The sequence below is a fragment of the Maritalea mediterranea genome, from assembly GCF_021568695.1.
In the GTDB taxonomy this organism is placed as follows: Bacteria; Pseudomonadota; Alphaproteobacteria; order Rhizobiales; family Devosiaceae; genus Maritalea; species Maritalea mediterranea.
In genome coordinates, this window is record NZ_JAKGTI010000003.1 from 191119 (window position 1) to 213433 (window position 22315).

General features: G+C 54.9%; 23 protein-coding genes and 1 pseudogene. 16 read left to right on the forward strand and 8 right to left on the reverse strand.

Going from position 1 to position 22315, the window contains the following annotated elements:
* Positions 1–41 precede the first annotated feature (41 nt).
* The gene (gene nadA / locus L1I42_RS13800) at positions 42–1121 is read right to left on the reverse strand and encodes a quinolinate synthase NadA (RefSeq protein WP_439651505.1); all 1080 of its coding nucleotides are present in this window, start codon (positions 1119–1121) and stop codon (positions 42–44) included.
* A gap of 144 nt (positions 1122–1265) precedes the next feature.
* On the opposite strand from nadA, the gene eda reads away from it, so the two are divergent.
* From eda to L1I42_RS13820, 4 genes and pseudogenes are all read left to right on the forward strand, one after another.
* The gene (eda, locus tag L1I42_RS13805; RefSeq protein ID WP_236115254.1) at positions 1266–1907 is read left to right on the forward strand and encodes a bifunctional 4-hydroxy-2-oxoglutarate aldolase/2-dehydro-3-deoxy-phosphogluconate aldolase; all 642 of its coding nucleotides are present in this window, start codon (positions 1266–1268) and stop codon (positions 1905–1907) included.
* Positions 1904–2629, forward strand: coding sequence for a molybdate ABC transporter substrate-binding protein (gene modA / locus L1I42_RS13810; RefSeq protein ID WP_236115255.1), 726 nt, complete (start codon positions 1904–1906; stop codon positions 2627–2629). The genes eda and modA overlap by 4 nt, the downstream gene beginning before the upstream one ends.
* The gene (locus L1I42_RS13815) at positions 2626–3324 is read left to right on the forward strand and encodes an ABC transporter permease subunit (protein WP_236115256.1); all 699 of its coding nucleotides are present in this window, start codon (positions 2626–2628) and stop codon (positions 3322–3324) included. The genes modA and L1I42_RS13815 overlap by 4 nt, the downstream gene beginning before the upstream one ends.
* 58 nt (positions 3325–3382) lie before the next feature.
* Positions 3383–4333 (forward strand): annotated as a pseudogene (locus L1I42_RS13820) (molybdenum ABC transporter ATP-binding protein); the annotation flags it as partial.
* Here the strand turns inward: L1I42_RS13820 and L1I42_RS13825 are convergent.
* From L1I42_RS13825 to L1I42_RS13835, 3 genes are read right to left on the reverse strand one after another with little or no spacing between them, the layout of a single operon-like run.
* Entirely contained in the window at positions 4311–4838 is a 528-nt protein-coding gene (locus L1I42_RS13825) for a DUF6886 family protein (protein ID WP_236115258.1), read from the reverse strand. The pseudogene L1I42_RS13820 and the gene L1I42_RS13825 sit on opposite strands and share 23 nt — an antisense overlap.
* On the reverse strand, positions 4835–5461 hold the full coding sequence (locus tag L1I42_RS13830; protein ID WP_236115259.1) for a trimeric intracellular cation channel family protein: 627 nt from the start codon (positions 5459–5461) through the stop codon (positions 4835–4837). The genes L1I42_RS13825 and L1I42_RS13830 overlap by 4 nt, the downstream gene beginning before the upstream one ends.
* Positions 5462–5509: 48 nt before the next feature.
* Positions 5510–5929 carry a winged helix DNA-binding protein gene (locus tag L1I42_RS13835; RefSeq protein WP_236115260.1) on the reverse strand — a complete coding sequence of 140 codons (420 nt, stop codon included), beginning with the start codon at positions 5927–5929 and terminating at the stop codon, positions 5510–5512.
* Between the two features lie 217 nt (positions 5930–6146).
* Between L1I42_RS13835 and L1I42_RS13840 the strand changes: the two genes are divergently transcribed.
* The 4 genes from L1I42_RS13840 (at position 6147) to L1I42_RS13855 (ending at position 9973) form a co-directional block, all read left to right on the forward strand.
* A complete protein-coding gene (locus L1I42_RS13840) occupies positions 6147–7778 on the forward strand; it encodes a HoxN/HupN/NixA family nickel/cobalt transporter (RefSeq protein WP_236115261.1) in 1632 nt (543 codons plus the stop codon).
* A gap of 35 nt (positions 7779–7813) precedes the next feature.
* Positions 7814–8602 (forward strand): pyrroline-5-carboxylate reductase family protein, encoded by a 789-nt coding sequence (locus L1I42_RS13845; protein ID WP_236115262.1) that lies wholly within the window; start codon positions 7814–7816, stop codon positions 8600–8602.
* An 8-nt stretch (positions 8603–8610) separates the two neighbouring features.
* Positions 8611–8967 (forward strand): DUF2200 domain-containing protein, encoded by a 357-nt coding sequence (locus L1I42_RS13850; protein ID WP_236115263.1) that lies wholly within the window; start codon positions 8611–8613, stop codon positions 8965–8967.
* A 112-nt stretch (positions 8968–9079) separates the two neighbouring features.
* Positions 9080–9973, forward strand: a complete 894-nt coding sequence (locus tag L1I42_RS13855; RefSeq protein WP_236115264.1) for an NAD-dependent epimerase/dehydratase family protein — start codon at positions 9080–9082, stop codon at positions 9971–9973.
* A 54-nt stretch (positions 9974–10027) separates the two neighbouring features.
* Here the strand turns inward: L1I42_RS13855 and L1I42_RS13860 are convergent, their stop codons facing one another.
* Positions 10028–10318: a DUF1330 domain-containing protein gene (locus L1I42_RS13860; protein ID WP_236115265.1), complete on the reverse strand. Its 291-nt coding sequence runs from the start codon at positions 10316–10318 to the stop codon at positions 10028–10030.
* A gap of 77 nt (positions 10319–10395) precedes the next feature.
* Here L1I42_RS13860 and L1I42_RS13865 point away from each other — a divergent pair, with 77 nt between their 5' ends.
* The 5 genes from L1I42_RS13865 (at position 10396) to L1I42_RS13885 (ending at position 15878) form a co-directional block, all read left to right on the forward strand.
* Positions 10396–11307, forward strand: a complete 912-nt coding sequence (locus L1I42_RS13865) for a LysR family transcriptional regulator (RefSeq protein ID WP_236115266.1) — start codon at positions 10396–10398, stop codon at positions 11305–11307.
* A 216-nt stretch (positions 11308–11523) separates the two neighbouring features.
* Positions 11524–13116: a bifunctional metallophosphatase/5'-nucleotidase gene (locus tag L1I42_RS13870; protein ID WP_236115267.1), complete on the forward strand. Its 1593-nt coding sequence runs from the start codon at positions 11524–11526 to the stop codon at positions 13114–13116.
* 175 nt (positions 13117–13291) lie between these two features.
* Positions 13292–14317: a ferrochelatase gene (hemH, locus tag L1I42_RS13875; RefSeq protein WP_236115268.1), complete on the forward strand. Its 1026-nt coding sequence runs from the start codon at positions 13292–13294 to the stop codon at positions 14315–14317.
* Positions 14318–14435: 118 nt separating this feature from the next.
* The gene (locus tag L1I42_RS13880) at positions 14436–15407 is read left to right on the forward strand and encodes an SPFH domain-containing protein (RefSeq protein ID WP_236115269.1); all 972 of its coding nucleotides are present in this window, start codon (positions 14436–14438) and stop codon (positions 15405–15407) included.
* Positions 15408–15878, forward strand: coding sequence for an NfeD family protein (locus tag L1I42_RS13885; protein ID WP_236115270.1), 471 nt, complete (start codon positions 15408–15410; stop codon positions 15876–15878).
* A 26-nt stretch (positions 15879–15904) separates the two neighbouring features.
* Here the strand turns inward: L1I42_RS13885 and L1I42_RS13890 are convergent, their stop codons facing one another.
* Entirely contained in the window at positions 15905–16762 is an 858-nt protein-coding gene (locus L1I42_RS13890) for an OmpA/MotB family protein (protein ID WP_236115271.1), read from the reverse strand.
* Between the two features lie 28 nt (positions 16763–16790).
* Positions 16791–17558: a motility protein A gene (locus L1I42_RS13895; RefSeq protein WP_236115272.1), complete on the reverse strand. Its 768-nt coding sequence runs from the start codon at positions 17556–17558 to the stop codon at positions 16791–16793.
* A gap of 262 nt (positions 17559–17820) precedes the next feature.
* On the opposite strand from L1I42_RS13895, the gene L1I42_RS13900 reads away from it, so the two are divergent.
* Complete coding sequence (locus L1I42_RS13900) at positions 17821–19041, forward strand: outer membrane beta-barrel protein (protein WP_236115273.1); 1221 nt, start codon at positions 17821–17823, stop codon at positions 19039–19041.
* Here L1I42_RS13900 and galU read toward each other — a convergent pair.
* Positions 19028–19936 (reverse strand): UTP--glucose-1-phosphate uridylyltransferase GalU, encoded by a 909-nt coding sequence (galU, locus tag L1I42_RS13905; RefSeq protein WP_236115512.1) that lies wholly within the window; start codon positions 19934–19936, stop codon positions 19028–19030. The genes L1I42_RS13900 and galU overlap by 14 nt on opposite strands.
* A gap of 105 nt (positions 19937–20041) precedes the next feature.
* On the opposite strand from galU, the gene galE reads away from it, so the two are divergent.
* Together galE and L1I42_RS13915 are read left to right on the forward strand one after the other, a co-directional pair.
* Positions 20042–21043, forward strand: coding sequence for a UDP-glucose 4-epimerase GalE (galE, locus tag L1I42_RS13910; RefSeq protein WP_236115274.1), 1002 nt, complete (start codon positions 20042–20044; stop codon positions 21041–21043).
* A gap of 39 nt (positions 21044–21082) precedes the next feature.
* A complete protein-coding gene (locus L1I42_RS13915) occupies positions 21083–22285 on the forward strand; it encodes a lytic murein transglycosylase (RefSeq protein WP_236115275.1) in 1203 nt (400 codons plus the stop codon).
* The last annotated feature ends 30 nt before the right edge of the window (positions 22286–22315 follow it).

Here is a 22315-nt window from a genome sequence, read left to right on the forward strand (position 1 = left end):
CGGGTCCAATGCCCCGGCTTTTCAACTCAGACCGTGCTGATCTATTTCTTGGTGGCTTGTTTGTCTTTGCCAAAATTGATCATGCGCTCGACCGCGCCGCGGGCTTTTTCCGCGATTTCGGGATCAACGGTCACTTCTTCCGTGCCGGTGTGCAAGGACCAGAGCACATTTTCCAGATTGATGCGCTTCATGTGCGGGCAGATGTTGCAGCCTTTAAGGAACTGCACGCCGGGGGTTTCGGCGGCCACATTGTCCGACATGGAGCATTCGGTCACCATCACCACATTGGCAGGGCGCTCGGTTTTGACCCAGTTGATCATGCCGGATGTGGAGCCGGAGAAATCGCACGCGTCGATCACTTCGGTCGGGCACTCGGGGTGCGCGATGATTTTGGCCGTTGGATAGGCCTGACGCAGCTCTTCGATGTCTTTGGCGGTGAAGGTTTCGTGCACTTCGCACGCGCCAGCCCAGGTGATGATTTTCTTCTTGGTCTTTTTGGCGGTGTTTTGCGCCAGATATTGATCGGGAATCATCATCACCGTGTCGCTGTCCAGCCCCTCAACAATGTCGAGCGCATTAGAGGAGGTGCAGCAAATATCGGTCACAGCTTTCACCGCAGCGGAGGTGTTCACATAGGTGACGACGGGCACACCTGGATATTGCGCACGCATGGCCATCACATCTTCCGGTGTAATGGACGAAGCGAGTGAACAGCCGGCGCGGCTATCCGGAATCAGAACGGTTTTTTCCGGGTTTAGCAGCTTTGAGGTTTCCGCCATAAAGTGCACACCGCACTGAATGATGGTTTGCTGTTGAACCTTTGTTGCCTCGATGGCCAGTTGCAAACTGTCGCCTACAAAATCAGCTACGCCATGGAAGATTTGCGGGGTTTGATAATTGTGCGCCAGAATCACGGCATCTTTCTCGCGCTTCAGCCGGTTAATCTCCCGGATCAGCGGCGCATAGAACTGCCATTCGATCTCTGGGATACGGTCTTTGACATGTTCGTAAATGTCCGCCGTTTCCTTTTCCACCGCCTTGGTGAATTTGAGATCATATTCTTTGCTTAAAATTGCACGCGCTTCATCCATGGGGGTCAACGCGTTGATCAATTGTACCATCTTTCGCCCTTTCAGAAGGAAAGTTGGGTGGAACTTAGGTATTTTTGAGGTGTATTTCAATCTTTGGTTTGTGCTAATCGAAGGGGGTGCGCGCATAGGGCGCGTCATGTCCCTTTTTACTTAGCCCGATGAGGTCCCGATCATATGGCGCAAAACATTGCAAAACTCGACGAAATTATGGGCGCAGCCCCGGTTATTCCCGTAATTATTCTGGATGATGTGGAGGCGGCGATTCCTTTGGCGGAAGCGCTTGTGGCGGGTGGGCTGCCCGCGCTGGAGGTGACCTTGCGGACACCGAATGCCCTTAAAGTCGTTGAAAAAATGGCGACCGTTGAGGGCGCCTTTGTGGGCACAGGTACAGTGCGCACCAAGGCCGATATCGAAAAGAGCATCGAGGCGGGCGCCCAATTTATGGTGTCGCCCGGCGCGCCGCGCCAATTGCTTGAAGATGCAAAAAGTTTTGACGTGCCGCTATTGCCTGGCATCAGCACAGCGACCGAAGCCATGGCGGCGGCAGAGATGGGCTATCAGCGGCTAAAATTGTTCCCGGCTGAAGCCGTGGGCGGTGCGAAACTTTTGAAGAGCTTCGCTTCCCCGTTGCCGGATCTGAAATTCTGTCCGACAGGTGGTGTGAGCGTGCAAAATGCACGGGAGTATCTGGCCCTGCCAAATGTAATTTGTGTCGGCGGCTCCTGGGTGGTGCCTGGCGATGTGATTGAAGCGGGTGATTTCGATCATATTCGAAATTTGGCCGCCACAGCGGCGCGGTTGACCGAAACTGCATGATCGGGCGCGCCATTCGCTTTTGTGCTCTTTTGCTGGCCGCGCTGTTTTATGCGGGATCGGCATGGGCTGAAACCCGCATTTTTGTCGCCTCCAGCCTGGTGGATTTGGCGCAAGAGGTGAAAGCAGCGGCGCAGCTTGATGTGAAAATTGTGGCGGGCGGCTCGTCGACCCTTGCCCGCCAAATTCGTGCCGGGGCGCCGGCAAGTCTGTATATTTCGGCCAATGAACAGTGGGCGCAACGGGTCGCGGGTCAGCGCGATCTGTTGCCTTTATTCGGCAATAGGTTGGTGCTCGTGGGGCATCAGCCCGGCCCAGTTGACATAGCGGCGCTGCCGCAAGTGCTTGGGGATCAAAGGCTAGCGCTCGCAGATCCGCGTCATGTGCCTGCCGGGCTTTATGCCAAAGCCGCTTTGCAACATCTGGGGCTTTGGGCAGCGCTGACAAATCGTTTAGCGGCGGCGCAGAATGTGCGTGGGGCAGCGCGGTTTGTGCAAAGCGGCGCGGCGCCCTATGGCGTGATCTATGGCTCCGATGCGAAGGCATTGGACATGTCTATTGCTTATGAATTTCCCGCCGACATGCACCCGCCGGTTCGCTATTGGGCGGTGCGGTTGCGCGAGAATGATCCTGCGGTTGAGGCGTTTTTGGCCTTTATGAATAGCGCCGAAGGTCATAAGCTGCTGCGTGACTATGGGTTTCAACCGATTGAGCGCGCGCAGTGACTGCTTTTCTCACCATTATCGGCTTATCGCTCAAAGTGGCGTTTTTCGCGCTGTTGTGGGCGCTGCCGCTTGGCTTTGTGCTCGGCTATGTGCTGGCCACCAAGTGTTTTTGGGGGCGTCGGCTTTTATCCGTTGTGGTGATGATGCCTTTGGTGATGCCGCCGGTGGTGACCGGGCTGGTGCTGCTCTATCTGTTTGGGCCCAAGGGGATGATTGGCGGTCTGTTGGCGCCGTTGGGCATCAGCTTTGCCTTTAACGCCGCGGGGGCGGCGCTGGCCGCAGGGTTGGTGGCATTGCCGCTAATTGTGCGGCCAATCCGGTTGAGTTTTGAACATGTGTCAAGAGACTTGGACGAAGCACTGGCGGTCGCGGGCCTGACGCCCTGGCAACGTTTTAAAATGCTTTACGCACCGAGCGCCCTGCCCGGTGTGGTGGCCGGGGGCGTTTTGGGTTTTGCCAAAGCAATGGGCGAATTTGGCGCCACCATCACGTTTGTCGCCAATATTCCGGGCGAGACCCAGACCATTTCGCTGGCCATTCATGCGGCATTGCAGGCCTTTGATCAGGGCGATCTGGTGGTGTGGCTGTGCGTGGCTTCGCTGGCCATTTCCGGGTTGGCGATCTGGGGCTCAGAATTTTTGCTGTCATGGCTTGAAAAACGGCTGACCGGGCGGCGGGCGGTGCGCCATGTTTAAGATTGACTTGCAATTTGAGCGTGGGGCGCGGCAATTCGATTTTCAATTCAAAATGGCGGGCGGAGTGACAGCGCTGGTCGGGCCGTCCGGTGCGGGCAAGACCTCTTTGTTGCGGGCGATTGCCGGTTTGGAACCGAGCGGCGGTCAGATTGAGTTGGACGGTAACATTTTTGCAGGACGCGGCAAGGCCAATGCGCCGCACAAACGACATTTGGCGATGGTGTTTCAGGAACCGCGGCTGCTTGATCATTTAACGGTGGAAGAAAACATTCGGCTGGGGCGCAAGGGCATGCATATGCCCCTGGTGCACCGATTGGGAATCGCTGATTTGCTGGCCCGGCCGCCGCGCGACTTGTCGGGCGGGGAAAAACAACGGGTGATGCTCGCGCGCGCACTTTTTGGTCGACCGCGGGCGTTGCTGCTGGATGAGCCCCTGTCGGCGCTGGACCCGAAGCGGCGCGAAGCGATGATGATTTTCTTACGGGATGTGTTTGCCGATCTTGAGGTGCCGGTCCTTTACGTTACCCACGCGATGGAGGAGGCGGCACGACTGGCCGATCAGATTGCGGTCATCGAGCGGGGGCGCATTGTGACCCACGGGCCGACGCAGGAAATTCTGGCCCTGCGCACCGACGCGCATTTATTGAGCCGCGTGAAGGGCCATGTGGCGGCGCTGGATGAGCATTATAGGTTGGCACGAGTCAATATTGGCGGCCAGATGCTAGAGGTGGCTGATCGCGGCCTCACCATCGGTCGGCTGGTGCAGCTCAATATCTGGGCGCGAGACGTGATGCTGGCCAAAACCCGGCTTGAAGGGATCAGCGCCCGTAACCAATTGGCAGGCACCATTCAGCGGCTCGAGGCGATTGACCCTGCCACCACCGATGTGTTTGTGCGTGTCGGTGAGGCGCAAATAAGGGCGCGCGTGATGGCCAAAACCGTGGCCGATTTGGTGCTGGCGCCGGGTACAGATATTTATGTGATTATCAAAGCGGCATCGATTGAATAGGAGCTGCGTTGCGCAGCCGGATCATGGAATAGGCCAGACTTGTACCCAGTACCTTATCGCGCAGGGGCAAAAGCTGAGATGTGGTGCTGAGCTTCGTGTTTAGTCTGTTAAAATCAAGTTCGTCTGGTTTCAGTTCATACATCTGCAAGGGGCGCTGTGCTGTCCGGCTGGTCATGTAGCCCGCATTTTCATCTTGCACTTTGAAATCCTTTGGCGCGAACTGATAAATATAGAGCGGCGTGCGGGCGCAAATGTCGCGCCATTTCTCTTCAATGGTGATGTGGGTTTCAGCGCCATCCAGCAAGGCCTTGTCCTGCGCGGTGGTGGCGCTGTTGGCCCACAGGCAAATGCGCGGACAGTCGCGTGGAAACAAATAGTTTTGCAGCCTTTTGCCCAGAATGGCCCACACTTTGTCGGTGCCATCATTGGCCGGGCGCGGCTGAAAGCAGTCTATATGCGGTGTTTCGCTGGCATGGTAGAGCGCAGTTGGCTCGATCCAGTTCAATATTCCCGCCCCTCGCGTGGCTTATAGCGCGGCAATTGCCACTGCCAGATGATGGCGCCGCCGCGGGCGATCAGGCCGAGGGCGGTGCCGGCGCTGGCGGCATAGAGCGGCGGCACGCCCAGATAGGTGAGGCCCAGATAGGCGAAAGCGGCAATCAGGGCCGCAGTGGCGTAAAGCTCTTCTTGCAGGATCAGCACATTTTCGTCGCTCACCACATCGCGGATCATGCCGCCAAAGGTGGCGGTCATCACGCCCATGGCGGCGGCCACGAAAAAACCGGCGCCATTTTGGGTGGCGATATGGGCGCCCATCACCCCATAGGCCGCCAAGCCCATCGCATCGAGCCAGAGCAAGGCGATATAGCGGCGTTGGATCAGGTGCGAGGCGAAAAAGGCGATGATGGCGATGGCAAAGCAGGTGACCAGATAGGTTTGGTCCACGGTCCAAAAGACGGTGCGTCCCAAAATGAGGTCCCGCAAGGTGCCGCCGCCCACGCCGGTGAGGGTGGCCAGCAGCGCAAAGCCGATCAGATCCATTTGTTTGCGCGAGGCGACGAGGGCACCGGTGGTGGCAAAAACCGCTACGCCGAGCAAATCAAGAATGTAAAGGGGCGTAGACAACATAGGCGCTCTCCAATTGGAGTTTGAGAGAACCAAATGTTACGGCACTTGTCAAAACAGATCGTTGATTTTGGCGAGCAGTTTTTTCAGCTTTTTGGCTTTGTGGTCACTTAGCTCCGCAGTGAAATCCTTATCGAGCGCCTTTAGCCGCGAGTGGATCTGACTGAGCAGCTCAAGCCCGGTGACAGAGAGGAATAAATGGATGGTGCCGTCGATCTCGTCGGTCTGGCTTTCCAGCATTTGTGTGCCATCAAGCCGATCGATCAGGGCGTTGAATTGTTCAGGCGGCAGGTTGAGCCCTTCGCGCATCTCCTCCAGGGTGACGCGGGACCTGTCGGCCAGCCAAAACAGCACGGCATCATCACCAATTTGCAGACCCTTGTCGCGCAATGGCGCCAGCGATTCCTGGCGGGCGATGGCCCCCAGCTGCATCAATTGATAGCTCAATGTTTTTTCAAATTTTAGCGCCATGGATTATTTTTAGCGCATGGGCGGGCCGCTGGAAACCGCACAGCACGAATATCGTTAATAGGTCATTTTAAAAGGCTTAATATTTTCAAAAGTTTAGCTCGCATTCGGCCTCGGATTTATCCCTTGGCGGCGGACGGCAAATCACGATATGTAATGTTATTACCGAATTCTGCCGCATTTGCCGGGCAAAAGCAGGGCAACAATTTGTTGGGGGTCCATGACTTATTTTCGATCAATGTGGCGCGGCCTGATGCGTGCCCTTTGCGCATTTGCCCTTGTTTTGCTGGTGCTGGTGCATAGCGCTCTTGCCCACCCGCATATTTTTGCCGATGCGCAAGTGGATGTGTTGTTCAATGAGCAGGGCGAGATTGCCGGGGTGCGGCAAAGTTGGAATTTTGACGCGCTTTATTCCGCCTGGGCGGTGCAAGGGCTCGACACGAACGGCGATGGCGAAGTGACGCCTGAAGAGCTGCAGCCGCTGGCGGACGACAATATGATCGGGCTGGCCGAATATAGCTACTACACTTTTGCAGGCGAGGGGCGCGGCACGGCAGAAATTGCGCGCGGACGCGATGCCCGCATGGTGTTTGATGGCACCAATCTGATCCTTTCCTTTACGCTGGATTTTACGGTGCCGCAGCCCGTGCGCCAGGCCTTTGAAATTGAAGTGGGTGACCCCGAATATTATGTGGCCTTTACTTTTGCCGAGGAAGATGCGGCAAAGTTGGTCGGCGCGCCAGAAGGGTGCAGTTTGGAAGTGAATGGGCCGCGTCCGATTGATCCGAAATTGGAAGAAGAATTGTTTGCCCTTGGGCCAGACGTGCTGCAATTGCCGCCGCATTTGGCGGAAGCGGCGAAAAATTTGGCCAATGTGCTGGTGGTGCGCTGTGATGGTGAGGAAGCTGACGCGGCGCCTGCGGCCTCCAACGTCGGGCGCCGCGGTGGCAGCCCGTTTGTAGCGCCGCCACAAGAGCCGAATATGGGCGGATCGACCACAGGCATACTGGGCTGGATCAACACACAGCAAAAAGCCTTCTATCAGGCGCTGACAGAAGCGCTGCAGTTTTTGAAAGAAGACTGGAATGGCTTTTGGGCGCTGGGCGGTTTGAGCTTTCTCTATGGTATTTTCCACGCTGCCGGGCCGGGGCACGGCAAGGTGGTGATTTCTTCTTACATGGTTGCGAGCGAGCGCGAATTGCGGCAAGGCATTGTAATCAGCTTTGCGGCGGCGATGATGCAATCTGTGGTGGCGGTGGCCTTTGTGCTGGTGGCGGCCGGGCTGTTGCGGCTGACCAGTTTTGCCATGTCTGATGCGGCGCATTGGATGGCGGTTGGCTCTTATGCGCTGGTGATGCTGCTGGGTGTTTATCTGGTGTGGCGCAAGCTGGCCCCGCGCTTTGGTGGCAAGGCCCATGATCACCATCATCATCACGCACATGCGCTCGATCATGATCATGGTCATCCAGACCACGACCCTGAAACCTGCGATCATTGCAACCACGCGCCTGCGCCCAGCGCTTTTAAGGGGCGCGATTGGAAGGCACAGCTTGGGTTGGTGATGTCGGTGGGCTTGCGGCCCTGTTCCGGCGCGTTGGTGGTGCTGGCTTTTGCCCTCAGCCAGGATTTGCTGCCCGCTGGCATTGCGGCCACCTTCTTAATGGGGCTGGGCACGGCGATCACCGTGTCGGTGCTGGCCAGTCTTGCGGTTTACTTCAAGGATCTGGTGCGCGCGCAAGAGCAAAAGGGCGGCAAAATCTGGGGTGAAGTGCTCACCACCGCTGAGCTGGTGGGGGCCTTTACAGTATTTGGCTTTGGCACCATTCTGCTGATGAGCGCGCTTTGGGGCTAAAGTTCCTCATCGCCCAAACCGGGGAGGAGATGACGATGACCACGACCATTGGCCTTATTGGTGGTTCGGGCGCGCTGGGCGGCGCGCTTGCGACCGCCTTGTTGCAGCAGGAGCCATTTGCGGATCTGGATTTGTGGATCTCCAACCGCAGTGGTGCGGCGCCCGAATTTGCATCCCATGACAATGTGTATGTGACCAGCGACAATCAGAAACTGGTCACGGCGTGTGATATTGTTTTTTTGAGCGTGCCGCCAGCCCAGTTTAAAAAATTGAAAATTGATGCACGCGACCGGCTGGTGATTTCGGTGATGGCGGGCATTACCATAGAGGATATCGCCGAGGCGACAGGGGCATCCCGCATTGTACGGGCGATGAGCAGTCCCGCGGCGGCAAAGGGACTTGCCTATTCGCCCTGGGTGGCAACCGCCAAGGTGACATCGAAGGATCGGGAAGCAGTGCGCAAAATCTTCAGTGCTGCGGGGATCACTGATGAGTTGGAAGAAGAATCGCATCTCAATCATTTCACGGCGATGACCGGGCCGGTGCCAGGCTTTGTGGCCTATTTTGCCCAATGCATGGTGGATCATGCGGTGAAGCAGGGCATTGCGCCGGAGATTGCTGAACGGGCGGTACGGCAGTTGTTTTTGGCCAGTGGTCAGTTTTTGGCCGATGAGACCGCGACGCCCGCCGAGCAGGTGCAAGCGATGGTGGATTATGCTGGCACCACCGCCGCCGGGCTGACCAATATGATCGAGTCTGACCTGTCCGATGCGATCAGCGAGGGGCTGCTGGCCGCGGCGCGCAAAGCAGAGCAGATGCGGTAGGGCAAGAGATGGCCAAACACAAAATCTTTTCCATGAGCTTTAAAAGCGTTTATCCGCACTATGTGGCAAAGGCAGAGCGCAAGGGTCGCAGCAAGGCAGAAGTCGATCAGATTATTTGCTGGCTGACGGGATATAGCGAAACCGGTCTTGCCCATGCCCTTGATGCCGAGGTGAACTTTGAGGAGTTTTTCGATGAAGCGCCTGCGTTGAACGCCGATCGGCATTTGATCAAAGGAGTCGTATGTGGCGTGCGGGTGGAAGAGATCGAGGACGCCCTCATGCGGGAAATTCGCTATTTGGATAAGCTTATCGACGAGCTGGCCAAAGGCAAGGCAATGGAAAAAATATTGCGCAAGGCTCCTTAGCGTGGGCGCAGGGATTGGCATTAGCGCCATGGTCTCCTATGGTGCTGCAATCGATTTCATGGTGTTGACTCGCTTTAGAGTGTGGGTTGGACGCGCGTAACGGAGGTAAGTGATGCGGATTTTATTTACAGGCGGTTCGGGTAAAGCGGGCAAACATGTGGTGCCCTATTTGCTGGCGCAGGGGCATCGGGTGCTGAATGTAGATCGCGTGCCGCTCGAACATCCGGGGGTGGACAACCGGCTGGCGGACATCACGGATGCCGGACAGATTTTTGATGTGATGCAAAGCTATGCTGGCTTTGATGAGTTGGACCCAGGCACCGGCGTGCCGAAATTTGACGCGGTGGTGCATTTTGCGGCTGTGCCGCGGATATTGTTGACCCCTGACAATGAATGTTATCGGGTGAACACCATCGGCACATATAATGTGATTGATGCGGCGGTTAAGGCCGGGGTGAAGAAAATCATTTTTGCGTCTTCTGAGACGACCTACGGGGTGTGTTTTGCCGATGGTGAGCGCAAGCCGGACTATCTGCCGGTGGATGAGGACCATCCGGTGGTGCCCGAGGACAGCTATGCCATGTCAAAAGTGGTGAATGAGGTCACGGCACGCAGCTTTCAATTGCGCAGCGGTGCGGATATTTATGGGCTACGGATCAATAATGTGATCGAGCCGCATGAATATAAGCAGAATTTTCCCGCATATATGAAGGACCCGGCAACGCGGCGACGTAACTTTTTTGCCTATATTGATGCCCGTGATCTCGGGCATATGGTGGACCGGTGTTTGGCAACTGATGGGCTGGGCTTTGAGGTTTTCAATGTGGCGAATGAGGACCATTCGGTGGCCGAGAGCACACCGGAATTAATCGACCGGTTCTATGAAGGCGTTCCTGTTGCCGAGATGGGTGAATATGAGACCTTTTACTCCATCGCCAAGGCAAAGAAATTGGTCGGCTTTGCGCCGAGACATGGATGGCGCGACGAACTGGGCGAAAAGGTTTAGCATCACGCGAATATGAATGGGGCGAAGGGCAGTCTGGGACTGCCCTTTTTCAGTTTATGCCAATTGCGGCAGCGAGAGGATTGTGGTGTCCGCCGCCTCGTTGCGCAGGGCGTGGATATCGGCCAGATCCGGATCATTCAGCCACGCGGTCACATGCTCAGCGCTGGGGAATTGCAACACCACCCCCTTGGTTTCGCCATGGGGCGTTTGCAGCGGCTGGGCATCAGGTCCACCGGCGATGGCTTTGCCGTTATGTTTGGCCACAGCAGGACCACCCACTTTTAAATAGGCCGCCAGTTTTTCCTGATCTTTGATGACCAGTGTGATCAAAGCGTAATGTGCCATTTCATCTCTCCTTATTTGGTTTTCACCGAAATAGCAGAGCTTGACTTTGTGCAGAATTCGCTATCTCAGTACATTTCATGTACGAAAATAATAGTCTGATCGCAGATTGGGATGTGTTGCGATTGATCTTGGCGATTGATCGCTATGGCGGCGTGGCGGGGGCGGCGCGGCATTTGGGGGTGACGCATGCCACCGTGTCACGTCGGCTGGCGCGGGCGGAGGACATGGCGCAGATCGCCTTTTTTGAGCGTTTGCCCGCCGGGCTGAAGCTGACAACAGCCGGGCAGATTATACTGGACCATGCCAAAAGGGTGGAGCCGGAGTTTCATGCGCTGGAGCGGCATCTGGTGGTGCATGAAGAGGGCATGAGCGGGCCGCTCCGTTTGACCATTCCGCCCGCCATTCTTGATGCGGCGCTGAGTGAAAGCTTGGCCCAGTTCGGGGCGCAACATCCCAATATTTTGCTTGAGTTTGTTGGCGATAATCAATTGCTCAATCTGCATCAGCGGGAGGCGGATGTGGCTATTCGTGTGACACATGAGCCGCCTGAAACCTTGTGGGGCCGCAAACTGACAGATCAAGTGGCGGGGTTTTACGCCTCGGCGGCATGGCTGGCACAAAGTCCGTTCGCAGAAGGCGATTTGCGTGCGGATGTTCCGCTTATATCTTTTCACTCCTGGCCTGAACCGGTGCCCCAAATTTTGCAACGCAAATGTCCGCAGGTGCGCGTAGCCGCAAGGGCCGAAGATATGATTGTGGCTTTGCAATTGGTGCGGTCTGGTGTGGGGATCACCCGGATGCCTCGAGCGCTGGGTGAAGCGCAGCCAGGCTTGGAGCATGTGAGGGTGCTGGGGTGGCAAAATTATATGCCGATTTGGGTGCTGACCCATCCCGAATTGCGCAAGGCCAAGCGTGTGGCCGCGATCATGCGGCATCTGGGTGCCTATTTTACGCAGGAAAAGCATCGCTATGTCGCCGAGGTGCCATGAGTCGTCGTAGGTGGATAATTGAGCTGATTTTTCCAATCGGTCAAATTCAGTTGCGACTGTCATAAAACTGTCATAGAGTTTTCACCATCATGAGGCGGCAGGGCAATTGCGGCCCATGCGGAGGACCCCGGCGACGACCAGCACAGCTATTGTCAAAAAGCTGCAATGAAGACTGGCGTATAACCGGGGCATCATAAACTTTGGAGGGTACTCAAAATGAAAAAACAGGCTTTGGCGTTCACGCTAGGCATGGCGATGGCCGGTATAGCGGCGCCCGCATTTGCGGACTTTTCGCTGAAAATCCTGCACATCAACGATGTGCATTCACGCATTCAGCCAATCAATAAATATGATTCAAATTGTGGTGCAGAAGACAATGCTGCGGGCGAATGTTTTGGCGGCATGGCGCGCGTGGCCACAGCCATCGAAACACGTCGTTCGGCGTTGGAAGGTCAGGGCTTTAATGTGTTGACGCTGGATGCCGGCGACCAATTCCAAGGCTCCTTGTTCTACACCACCTATAAGGGTGCGTTGGCCGCGCAGCTGATGAACATGATCGGCTTTGATGCTATGGCCGTGGGCAACCACGAGTTTGATGACGGCCCGGAAAAGCTGGCGGAATTTGTTGATGCAGTTGATTTCCCGGTTCTGTTTGCCAATGCCAATCTGGCAGATGAGCCTTTGCTCAAAGGCAAAGTGCCTTCTCACATCGTGAAAGAAATTGATGGCGAGAAAGTCGCGATTATCGGCGTTTTGGCCGAAGACACAGCGGAAACATCATCGCCGGGTGATAATGTCAAATTTATTCAGGCCGAAGAGGTGTTGAAGAAACTGGTCACCCAGCTTGAAGCTGATGGCGTGAACAAAATTGTATTGCTCTCGCATGTCGGTATCAATCGCGATATCGCGATTGCCCAGGCCGTTGACGGCATCGACGTGATTGTCGGTGGTCACTCTCACACCTTGTTGGATGAATATCCAACGATGGCCAAGAACCCAAGCGGCCAGGATGTGCCGATTGTGCAGGCCTATGCCTATTCAAAATATCTCGGCGAACTGAGCGTGACCTGGGATGATGAAGGCAATGTAACCGAAGCTGAAGGTGCCCCTTGGTTGCTGGATGCGCGTGTGCCTGAAGATAAAGAGATGCTCGCGGTGATTGAAGAGAAGGCCGCGCCGCTTGAGGCCATCAAGGCACAGGTGGTTGGCGCCAGCACCGATGAAATTGTGGGTGACCGCAATGTCTGTCGTGCTGAAGTTTGCTCTATGGGCGTGTTGGTGACCGAGGCCATGTTGGACCGCACCAAAGATCAAGGTGTTCAGATCGTCATCCAAAATGGCGGTGGCTTGCGTGCATCGATTGATGCGGGCGAAATCACCATGGGTGAAGTGCTGACCGTGCTGCCGTTCCAGAACACGTTGGCCACATTTGAGCTGAAAGGCGAACATGTGATCGAGGCGTTGGAAAATGGCGTGAGCCAAGTGGAAGATGGTGCTGGCCGGTTCCCACAAGTGGCTGGCATGAAATATACTTGGGACCCAGAAGCAGAGCCCGGATCACGCATTGTTTCTGTTGAAGTTATGCAGGATGACGGGTCTTACGCGCCGCTTGATGAGAGCGCTACCTATATGGTGGCCACCAACAATTACATGCGTGCAGGTGGCGACGGCTATAAAGTGTTCGAAACCGAAGGCATGAACGCTTATGACTATGGCCCAGGCCTTGAGGTTGTTGTGGCAGATTATATTGCCAAGCTGGGTGGCGAATATACACCTATGACCGACGACCGGATTTCCAAAGCCGAGTAGTTCGGCCTATAATAAATAGAAAGGGCGGCTTTATGCCGCCCTTTTTTATGAACCGGTTGCACCCAGTTCGCGTTATATGCTTATTGTTGAGTAGGGGATCGATCAGGCAGGTATGGCGCAATCTTTGCGCCCGATGCCCTGTGGCTCTCCACCAGTTCAGCGCATAAGGGGCATTATGGTTTCGCATCTTCCACCCGACCATCCACAAATTCCACCCAAAAAGATCGGCGTTTTGCTGCTCAATCTCGGCACCCCTGACGCCACAGACTATTGGTCCATGCGGCGCTATTTGAAAGAGTTTTTGTCTGATCGGCGGGTGATCGAAATTCCACGTGCCATCTGGTGGCCGATTCTCAATCTGATCGTGTTGACCACGCGGCCGAAAAAGTCCGGCGCAGCCTATGACAAGATCTGGGATATGGAAAATGACGACAGCCCGTTGAGGGTGATTGCAAAAGAGCAGGTTGAGAAGCTGAGTGAACGCCTCAAAGGGCAAGATAATATCGTGGTGGACTATGGCATGCGCTATGGCAATCCGTCGACGCCTGACGCGATTGATCGGCTGAAAGCCCAGGGGTGCGAAAAAATTTTGCTGGTGCCGTTATATCCGCAATATGCAGCCAGCACCACCGCCACCGCCAATGACAAGGCGTTTGATCATCTCAAGACCATGCGCTGGCAACCAGCTGTGCGCACAGCCCCGGCCTATTTTGAAGACCCTGCCTATATTGAAGCGATCGCCAACTCGATTACCGATGGGCTGGAAAAGCTCGACTTTAAGCCTGATTTGGTGATCACCTCCTATCATGGGGTGCCCAAAAGCTATTTGATGAAGGGCGATCCTTATCACTGTCAATGTTTTAAAACCACGCGACTGGTGCGCGAGAAGCTGGGCTGGGCGGAAGATAAAATGATGGTGACCTTCCAGTCGCGCTTCGGGCCGGAAGAGTGGTTGCAACCCTATACGGACAAAACGCTTGAAGAACTCCCCAGTCTGGGCGTGAAAAAAGTGGCAATCTTGACCCCCGGCTTTTCCGTTGATTGTTTGGAAACGCTTGAGGAAATCGCCATGGAAGGCGAAGAAGAGTTCATGGAAGCAGGTGGCGAAAAATATGCCTATATTCCTTGCCTCAACGCCACTGATCCGGGCATGGATGTGATTGAAAGTGTGGTGCGTCGTGAGTTGCAAGGCTGGCTATAGAGGGCCTGCACTCACACGCGGATAAATCGCTTTTATTCTCTTGCCAATCCCCGCATAATGCCCATATTCATTATTAAAATATCTTGTTAAATAATAAGAAAAGGTGAGGGTGGGCGTTATGGACGGTTTTTCAATAGCCATTATTGCAGCCGTGGTGCTGATCATTCTGGTGCTGGTTGCTGGGGTGAAAGTGGTGCCGCAGGGCTATAATTATACGGTGGAGCGCTTTGGCCGCTATACCCGCACATTGACACCGGGGCTGAACATCATCGTGCCCTTTGTTGATGCAGTGGGTCGCAAGATGAATATGATGGAGCGGGTGTTGGATGTGCCTTCGCAAGAAGTGATCACCCGGGACAATGCGACGGTCAAAGTCAATGGCGTGAATTTTTTCCAGGTGATGGATGCGGCGGCGGCCAGCTATGAAGTGAACCAGTTGGAAACGGCGATTCTCAACCTCACCATGACCAATATCCGGACCGTGATGGGCTCGATGGATCTGGACGAGCTATTGTCCAACCGGGATGAAATCAATGCGCGGTTGTTGCATGTGGTGGATCAGGCTGTGTCGCCTTGGGGGGTGAAAACCACCCGGATTGAGATCAAGGATATTGATCCGCCCGCTGACCTTGTAGAAGCCATGGGCCGACAGATGAAGGCGGAGCGGGAAAAGCGCGCCACGATTTTGGAAAGTGAGGGCCGTCGCCAGAGCGCGATTTTGGAAGCGGAAGGCGAAAAGCAATCACAAGTGTTGGAAGCGGAAGGGCGCAAGGAAGCCGCGTTCCGCGATGCCGAAGCGCGGGAACGGTCTGCTGAAGCGGAAGCCAAAGCAACGCAAATGGTATCTGAAGCCATCGCGGCCGGTGATGTGCAAGCGGTCAATTATTTTGTCGCCAACAATTATATCAAGGCGCTGGAGCAGATTGCCAAATCGCCCAACCAGAAAGTGCTGATGATGCCACTGGAGGCGGCCAATGTGATTGGCGCAATTGGCGGGGTGGCCGAGATTGCCAAAGAAGCGTTTGGCGAAGGATCATCGCAAAAACGCAGTTCTTCTCGTGTGCCGAGTGGCGGCAAGAAGGAGAGCTAGATGGATCTGATCAACTGGTTTACTGACTTGGGTCCCTGGGCTTGGATTGTAGGTGGCTTTTTGCTGCTCGGTGTTGAATTGATGGTGCCCGGCGGGGTGATTGTCTGGTTTGGGCTGGCGGCGATTGCCGTGGGTATTCAGGCTTTTCTGGGTATTTTGAGCTGGCAGTTTCAATGGCTGTTATTCGGCGTACTGTCGATTGCGGGCGTTGCGTTCTGGACCGTCTATTTCAAAGGTGTGGGCGGCAAGTCTGACCGCCCCTTCTTGAACAAGCGCAGCCAGAAATTTGTCGGTGATACCTATACGCTGGATGAGCCGATTGTGAACGGCAAGGGCCGCATGAAGGTGGGTGAAAGCTGGTGGCGCGTGGAAGGGCCCGACCTGCCGGCCCAAACCCGTGTAAAAGTGGTTTCGGCCCAAGGCGTGGTGCTGAATGTGGTGCCGCTTGAGGCTGGCGAGGCGACCAGCTAGCCCTTCGTTGGCAGCTGCTCTTGAATTTATGGGCGCAGCTCAACGGGTACGGGCGGCTCTTCCTTCATCAGCAAAATCGAGATGCGCTGGTTGGCTGACAGGTAAGGGTCGTTCGGAAACAGCGGTTGGCTTTCGCCTTTGCCGACGACTGCGTAAAAACGCTCGGATGGCATGCCAAATTCTTCCATGATGCGGCGCACAATATTCGCGCGATCAGTCGACAGGTCCCATTTGCCATAAGTTTGGGTTTGATAAATACCACCGGAGGCAACGTGGCCGGTCACCTTGACTTGGTTGGGTAAGCTTTTCAGGATCGGTGTCATGACCTCAATTGCTTTGCGCGTGACTTCATAGGGGTATTTGGATCCTTCTGGGAACATGGCACGACCTTCTTGGTCCACAATCTGAATGTGGAGCCCTTCCTCAGTTTCCTCGATCAACAAATTGTCCGCAACAAAAGTGATTTCCGGCAGTTCCTGCCATGCCTGACGCAAGGTTGTTGTAGCCAATGCAAATTGGCGTGGTTTTTCTACCTTTGACCGCTCAATATCGTGGGTGTTGGCTTCTGGCCCCTGCTTTTTGCGCTCATTATGATCTTGTTCCTGAAATTCGGTCTGGGTGACATCGTCTTCTAGGGTCAACGTTTTGATAAAGTCACGCTGGGGGTTGCCATCGCGCTCAATAATACCTGCGCGCCGCTCTACCTTAATCACCCCAAAAGCATCCTTAAGCGAGCCTGCCACCACTTGCAGTTTTAGCTCGTCCTGAATGGAAAAAGACACAATAAGGACGAAAAAGCATACAAGGATGGACATGAGGTCGGCAAAGGTGACCAACCATTCTGGGATGTCGCTCCCGCCTGCTGCTTTTTTCTTTCGCGCCATTGGTATAGCTTACCCTTTGATGATTACGCTACGCTGCTTCTTCCAGATGATCACGCTGGGTTTCAGGCAGGTAGGCTGTGAGCATCTGTGTGATCAAGGCCGGGCTCTTGCCGTCGCGGATTGACATAATGCCATCAATGATCAGGGTCTGGTTGATTTCTTCCATTTCCAGCTTGGCAGACAGTTTGTCGGCGATTGGTAGGCATATCAGGTTGGCCACAACTGCTCCATATAGCGTTGTCAAAAGTGCGACCGCCATGGCCGGACCAATGGCGGAGGGGTCTTCCATGTTGGCCAACATTTGCACCAGGCCGACCAGGGTGCCGATCATACCAAAGGCTGGTGCAGCGTCGCCCAAACTTTTGAACACGCGCTGCCCTTCCGAAAGACGGCTGATATAATGATCGCGTTCCAATTCCATCGCTTCGCGGATAAAGGCGGCGTCATAGCCATCGGCAATATATTGCGCGCCCTTTTTGAGGTTTGGTTCCTCGACCTCAACATTTTCCAGCCCAAGCGGGCCGGAGCGCCGAACGATGTCGCCCATCTCTGCGATTTTTTCGATGAGCTCGCGCGGATCAACCTTTTTATGGGTGAAGGAGACTTTGCCACCTGTGGAGAAGGCGCCCAAAACACCGCCGAGCGGAAAGCGAATTAAGGTGGCGGCAAGACCGCCGCCCACAACGATCAACATAGAAGGACCATTGACAAACTGGCTGAATGATCCACCGAGAAAAATGGCCAGCGCGATAAATGCAGCACCGGCAATGATGCCAAGTATTGTGGCTAAATCCATGCGACCCTACTCCTTACTGCAACCCCAATGCGGGCGCTAGGTCTCAAACTTAACGGTCAGTCTAACCCGTTAAGGCTAATCAGCTGTTAATGCGTATCCAAAGGGAGCGTAAATTTTGCTAGAGATAGAATTTGTATAAAAATTAATAGGTTACATTCATGTGTTTGGTGTGGATTTGCTCGGGCTTCAACCGTTCATTAACCATAAAAGGGCATGATCAAGGGGCGCGTTTTATGTCATTTGAACAAGATTGAGCCTTTCCATGACGGCCTTGTCAGGCAGTTCTGCACATCACAGATCCGGTTGGTCAGATGGCTGGCGCCTTTTGATATGCGCTGGCAGTGTGCTGGTGTGGGCGGTGGCGAGCCACCAGACGGCACTTGCGGAGGATTTGCTCTATCCGTTTGATTTATCCACCAGCCTCAGCTTGCGCGGCGGCTATGAGATGAAGGATGGCGTTGGACAAAGCTATCTGGAAGCGGTGCCGCAAATCAGCGCAACGCGGGTGGATGAAGACTGGGTCCTTTCGGGCAGTGCCTCTGCCACATTGGATCAATATCAAAAGGAAGGTGGCGGTGTACGCACGCTTAATCTAGACGCCGCCGTCAGCTATCAGCTTTCCCGTCGCACATCCGTTGATGCCGGCATCGATTATGGGTTGAATCTGCCCCGGTTGAACAGCGACGACCTGCCCGACACGGTTTCGGAAGCGCCGCTCAACCAGACATTCGGGGCCAATGCATCATTGGCACATCAATTCAATAAAACCGCGCTGGACGGGCGATTGGGGCTGCGTCGGACACAGACCGGGCCGACAAGGTTGGACGATGACAGTCTGCAAGACAATAGCGATCAGAATGCTTGGGCCTGGAGCGTTGGTGGTCGCGTGAGCCGCGAGCTGACGCCAATCGTGAATGTGTTTTATGACACCAACGTTACGCGCACGATTTATGATGCAGCATCTGCCACGCTTTCGGCCAAGCGGGATGGTTGGACATTTGACAATCGGCTGGGCGTTGCCGTGAATTTTAAGGATCGGGTCACCGGGGAAGTTTCGGTTGGGCAGTTGCGTCGCGCCTATGATGCCCCTGGTCTCAATACGGTTCTCACCACGTCTTATGGCGCAGCAATCACTTATCAACTGGGCAATAGCGCCGTCCTAACGGTGAGTGCAGACACCTCACTCAGCCCGGCGACTGAATCTGGTGAGGCAGATAAAATAACCGATGGTTTGAGCCTTGGCTTCAGCCAACAGGTCAATGACCGATGGGGGTATGAGCTCAGCACCGATTTTGGGCGCGAACATTATCAGGGCAGTGATCGCCATGCGGGGCAGTTCGCGCTTGGGCTGGAAGCCATCTATATCATCAACAGCTACGCTTCTGCTTATGCCGGCTATCGCTATGAATTGAGCGAAGACAGTGTTGAGGGTGGCAGCCGCACCAACGCGATCGAAGCCGGGCTGCGATTTACGCGTCCTTGATCGGGCCCTTTAGCTCCGCAATGTCGAGTGCCAGCAATTCCCGTTGAAAACCCTCAGCAATGTCGGGCCGGTCAAGCGCAAAGGCCACATTGGCGGTCAAAAAGCCAATTTTTGAACCGCAGTCAAAGCTTTGGCCTTTATATTTTACGCCGGTAAATTTCTGGCTGTTCATGAGCGCCACCATCGCATCGGTGATCTGAATTTCGCCCCCTGCGCCTTTGGCCTGTGTTGAAATCAATTCGAAAATTTCTGGCTGCAATATATATCTGCCGGAAATGATCAGGTTGGATGGGGCATCCTCCTTGGCGGGCTTTTCGACCATCTGGGTGATGTCAAACCCTTCATCAGGACCATCGCCCCGCCCGACAATGCCATAGGAGCTGACCTCTTCCGGGTCGATTTCTTCCACGGCAATCACATTGCCGCCATTCTGGTTGTAGCTTTGCATCATCTGGCTTAACACGCCGGGTTCTGCGCGCATCAGCATATCGGGCAACAGCAGAGCAAAGGGCTCATTGCCCACAATGTCACGCGCGCACCAAACCGCATGACCCAGGCCCAACGGTTCCTGTTGGCGCGTAAAGCTGGTTTGGCCGGGGCGGGGCAGCCCTTCATCCAGCATTTTGAGCATGTCGTGCTTGTTGCGTTGATGAAGGGTGATCTCTAATTCCACCTGTTTGTCGAAATGGTCTTCGATCACGCCCTTATTGCGGCCCGTGACGAAGACAAAATGTTCAATGCCCGCTTGGCGGGCTTCGTCCACCGCATATTGAATGAGGGGCTTGTCGACCACCGGCAGCATTTCTTTTGGCATGGCTTTTGTGGCGGGCAGGAAGCGGGTGCCCAGGCCGGCGACAGGAAAGACTGCGGTGCGAACTTTTTTGGCCAATTTGATCCCCTATTCAAAAAATCATACGCATAGTTAGGTGCGTTTAAAGCTAATCGCAACCCTTTGCCAGTTAGATGGCAACAGATTAGAATTCAGTTAAGGGGCAAATTGATGAGCGTGTTGGTGACCGGCGGGGCCGGCTATATTGGCGGACATATGGTGCTTCATCTGGCAGATGAGGGCGAAAAAGTGGTGGTGCTGGACAATCTGATCACCGGCTTTCAATGGGCCATTGATGATCGGGCCATGTTTGTGGAAGGCCATGCGGGCGACACCGAATTGGTGTTGGAATTGATTAAAACTCACAATATTAAATCCATTTTGCACTTTGCTGGCTCGATTGTGGTGCCCGAATCGGTGGAAAATCCGCTGAAATATTATCAAAACAACACAACGACCACGCGCAACCTGATCGAGGCGGCGGCTCGTGGCGGCGTTGAGCATTTTATCTTTTCCTCCACGGCGGCTGTTTACGGTATGACTGGGAATGACCCGGTTTTCGAAGATGCTCAGCTGAACCCCATGTCGCCCTATGGCCGTTCGAAGCTGATGAGCGAAATGATGCTGCAGGATGTGGCGGCGGCGCATCCGATACGTTATGGTGTATTGCGCTATTTCAATGTGGCCGGGGCAGACCCAAAGGGGCGGTTGGGGCAATCCACGCCGCGCGCCACACACTTGATTAAAGTGGCGTGTCAGGCAGCGCTGGGCCAGCGCGACGAAATGCAGATTTTTGGCACCGACTATGACACGCCTGACGGCACGGCCTTGCGCGACTATATCCATGTGAGCGACCTTGTGGCGGCGCACGGCTTGCTGCTCAATTATTTACGTGATGGCGGGCTTTCCACCACGCTCAATTGTGGTTATGGCCGCGGCTATAGTGTGCGCGAAGTGGTGGATACGGTAAAGAAGGTGACCGGCGTCGATTTTACCGCACGGGAAACGGAGCGACGGGCCGGTGACCCCGCAGCCGTGGTGGCCGGGGCGGACCGGGTGCGTTCCATGCTGGGCTGGACACCGCAATATGATGATCTGAACGGTATTGTGAACAATGCTTATGCGTGGGAAAAATATCTTTTGACCCGCAATGATCGCCCGGAAATTGCCTAAATAGTCCGGCATAATTGAAGCGGGTGAAAGGGGACCTTCATGCTTTTGCGCGCTTTGATTTTTATCGCATTGGTGCTGTGGCCAATGGCCAGCGTGGCGGCGCCACAGCAGAGTTTTTCTGATTTTGTCAAAAGTTTCGAACGCGAAGCGGTGGCAGCGGGGATATCGCGGGAATTTTATCGCCGCATTACCAATGGCCTTTCGCCGGATCCGACTATCAAGGTGGCGCAGGCGACCCAGCCCGAATTTGAGCGTCCGATCTGGGACTATATCGACAAGCGGGTCAGCGCTGCCAAAATTCGGCAGGGACAAGAAAAATATCGCGCCAACAAGGCCGTGTTTGACCGGGTGGCGGCGCAAATTGGGGTGGATCCTTATGTGCTGGCCGCCATCTGGGGGATTGAAACCAATTACGGCACCATCATGGATCAGGACATCTATTTCAAGCCGGTGGTGCGCTCACTGTTTTCTCTAGTGCATCAGCGGCGCGGTCGGGTTGAAGCAGATAAACAAGAGCTGCTTTTGGTGCTGAAGCTGATGCAGGCGGGCAAGATGCCGATGGATCAGAAGGGCTCTTGGGCCGGGGCGATGGGGCATTTGCAGATTATGCCCACTGCCTATGCCCAATTGGCGGTGGATTTTGATCGGGATGGCCGGATTGATGTTCACAATTCCTTGGCCGATGCGCTGGCCTCTTCGGCGCGATGGTTATTGGCTCTGGGTTATGTGCCGGGGGAAGATTGGGGCATGGAAGTGAGCCTGCCCAAAGGCTTTGATTATCAATTGGCCGGACGAGATCAGATGCGTACGGTGCGTTTTTTTGCTGAGCGCGGCGTGCGCCGGGTGGCGGGGCGCCAGTTTGGCGATCTGGACCAGCCGGTGTTTCTTTATGTGCCCGCTGGTCATAATGGGCCGAAATTTTTGATGGGCCGCAACTATTTGGCTTTTAAAGGCTATAATTTTGCCGATTCCTATGCATTGACTGTGGCGCATCTGACTGATCGCCTGAAAGGCGTGGGGCCGTTCGAACAGGATTGGCCGCGCAATACCGCCTTTCTCAATCGTGATCAACGGGTTGCCCTACAACAAAAGCTGAAGCAACTGGGCTATTATAAAGCCAATGTGGATGGCAGGTTTGGGCCAATCAGCCAAAAGGCGCTGCGGGCCTGGCAGGCCGACGCTGGGCTGGTGGTGGATGGGTTTGCCACCAAACAGGTTTTTGATGTGCTGATGGCCCAATGATGTGCTAAATCAAAACGATGATGTTTTTGA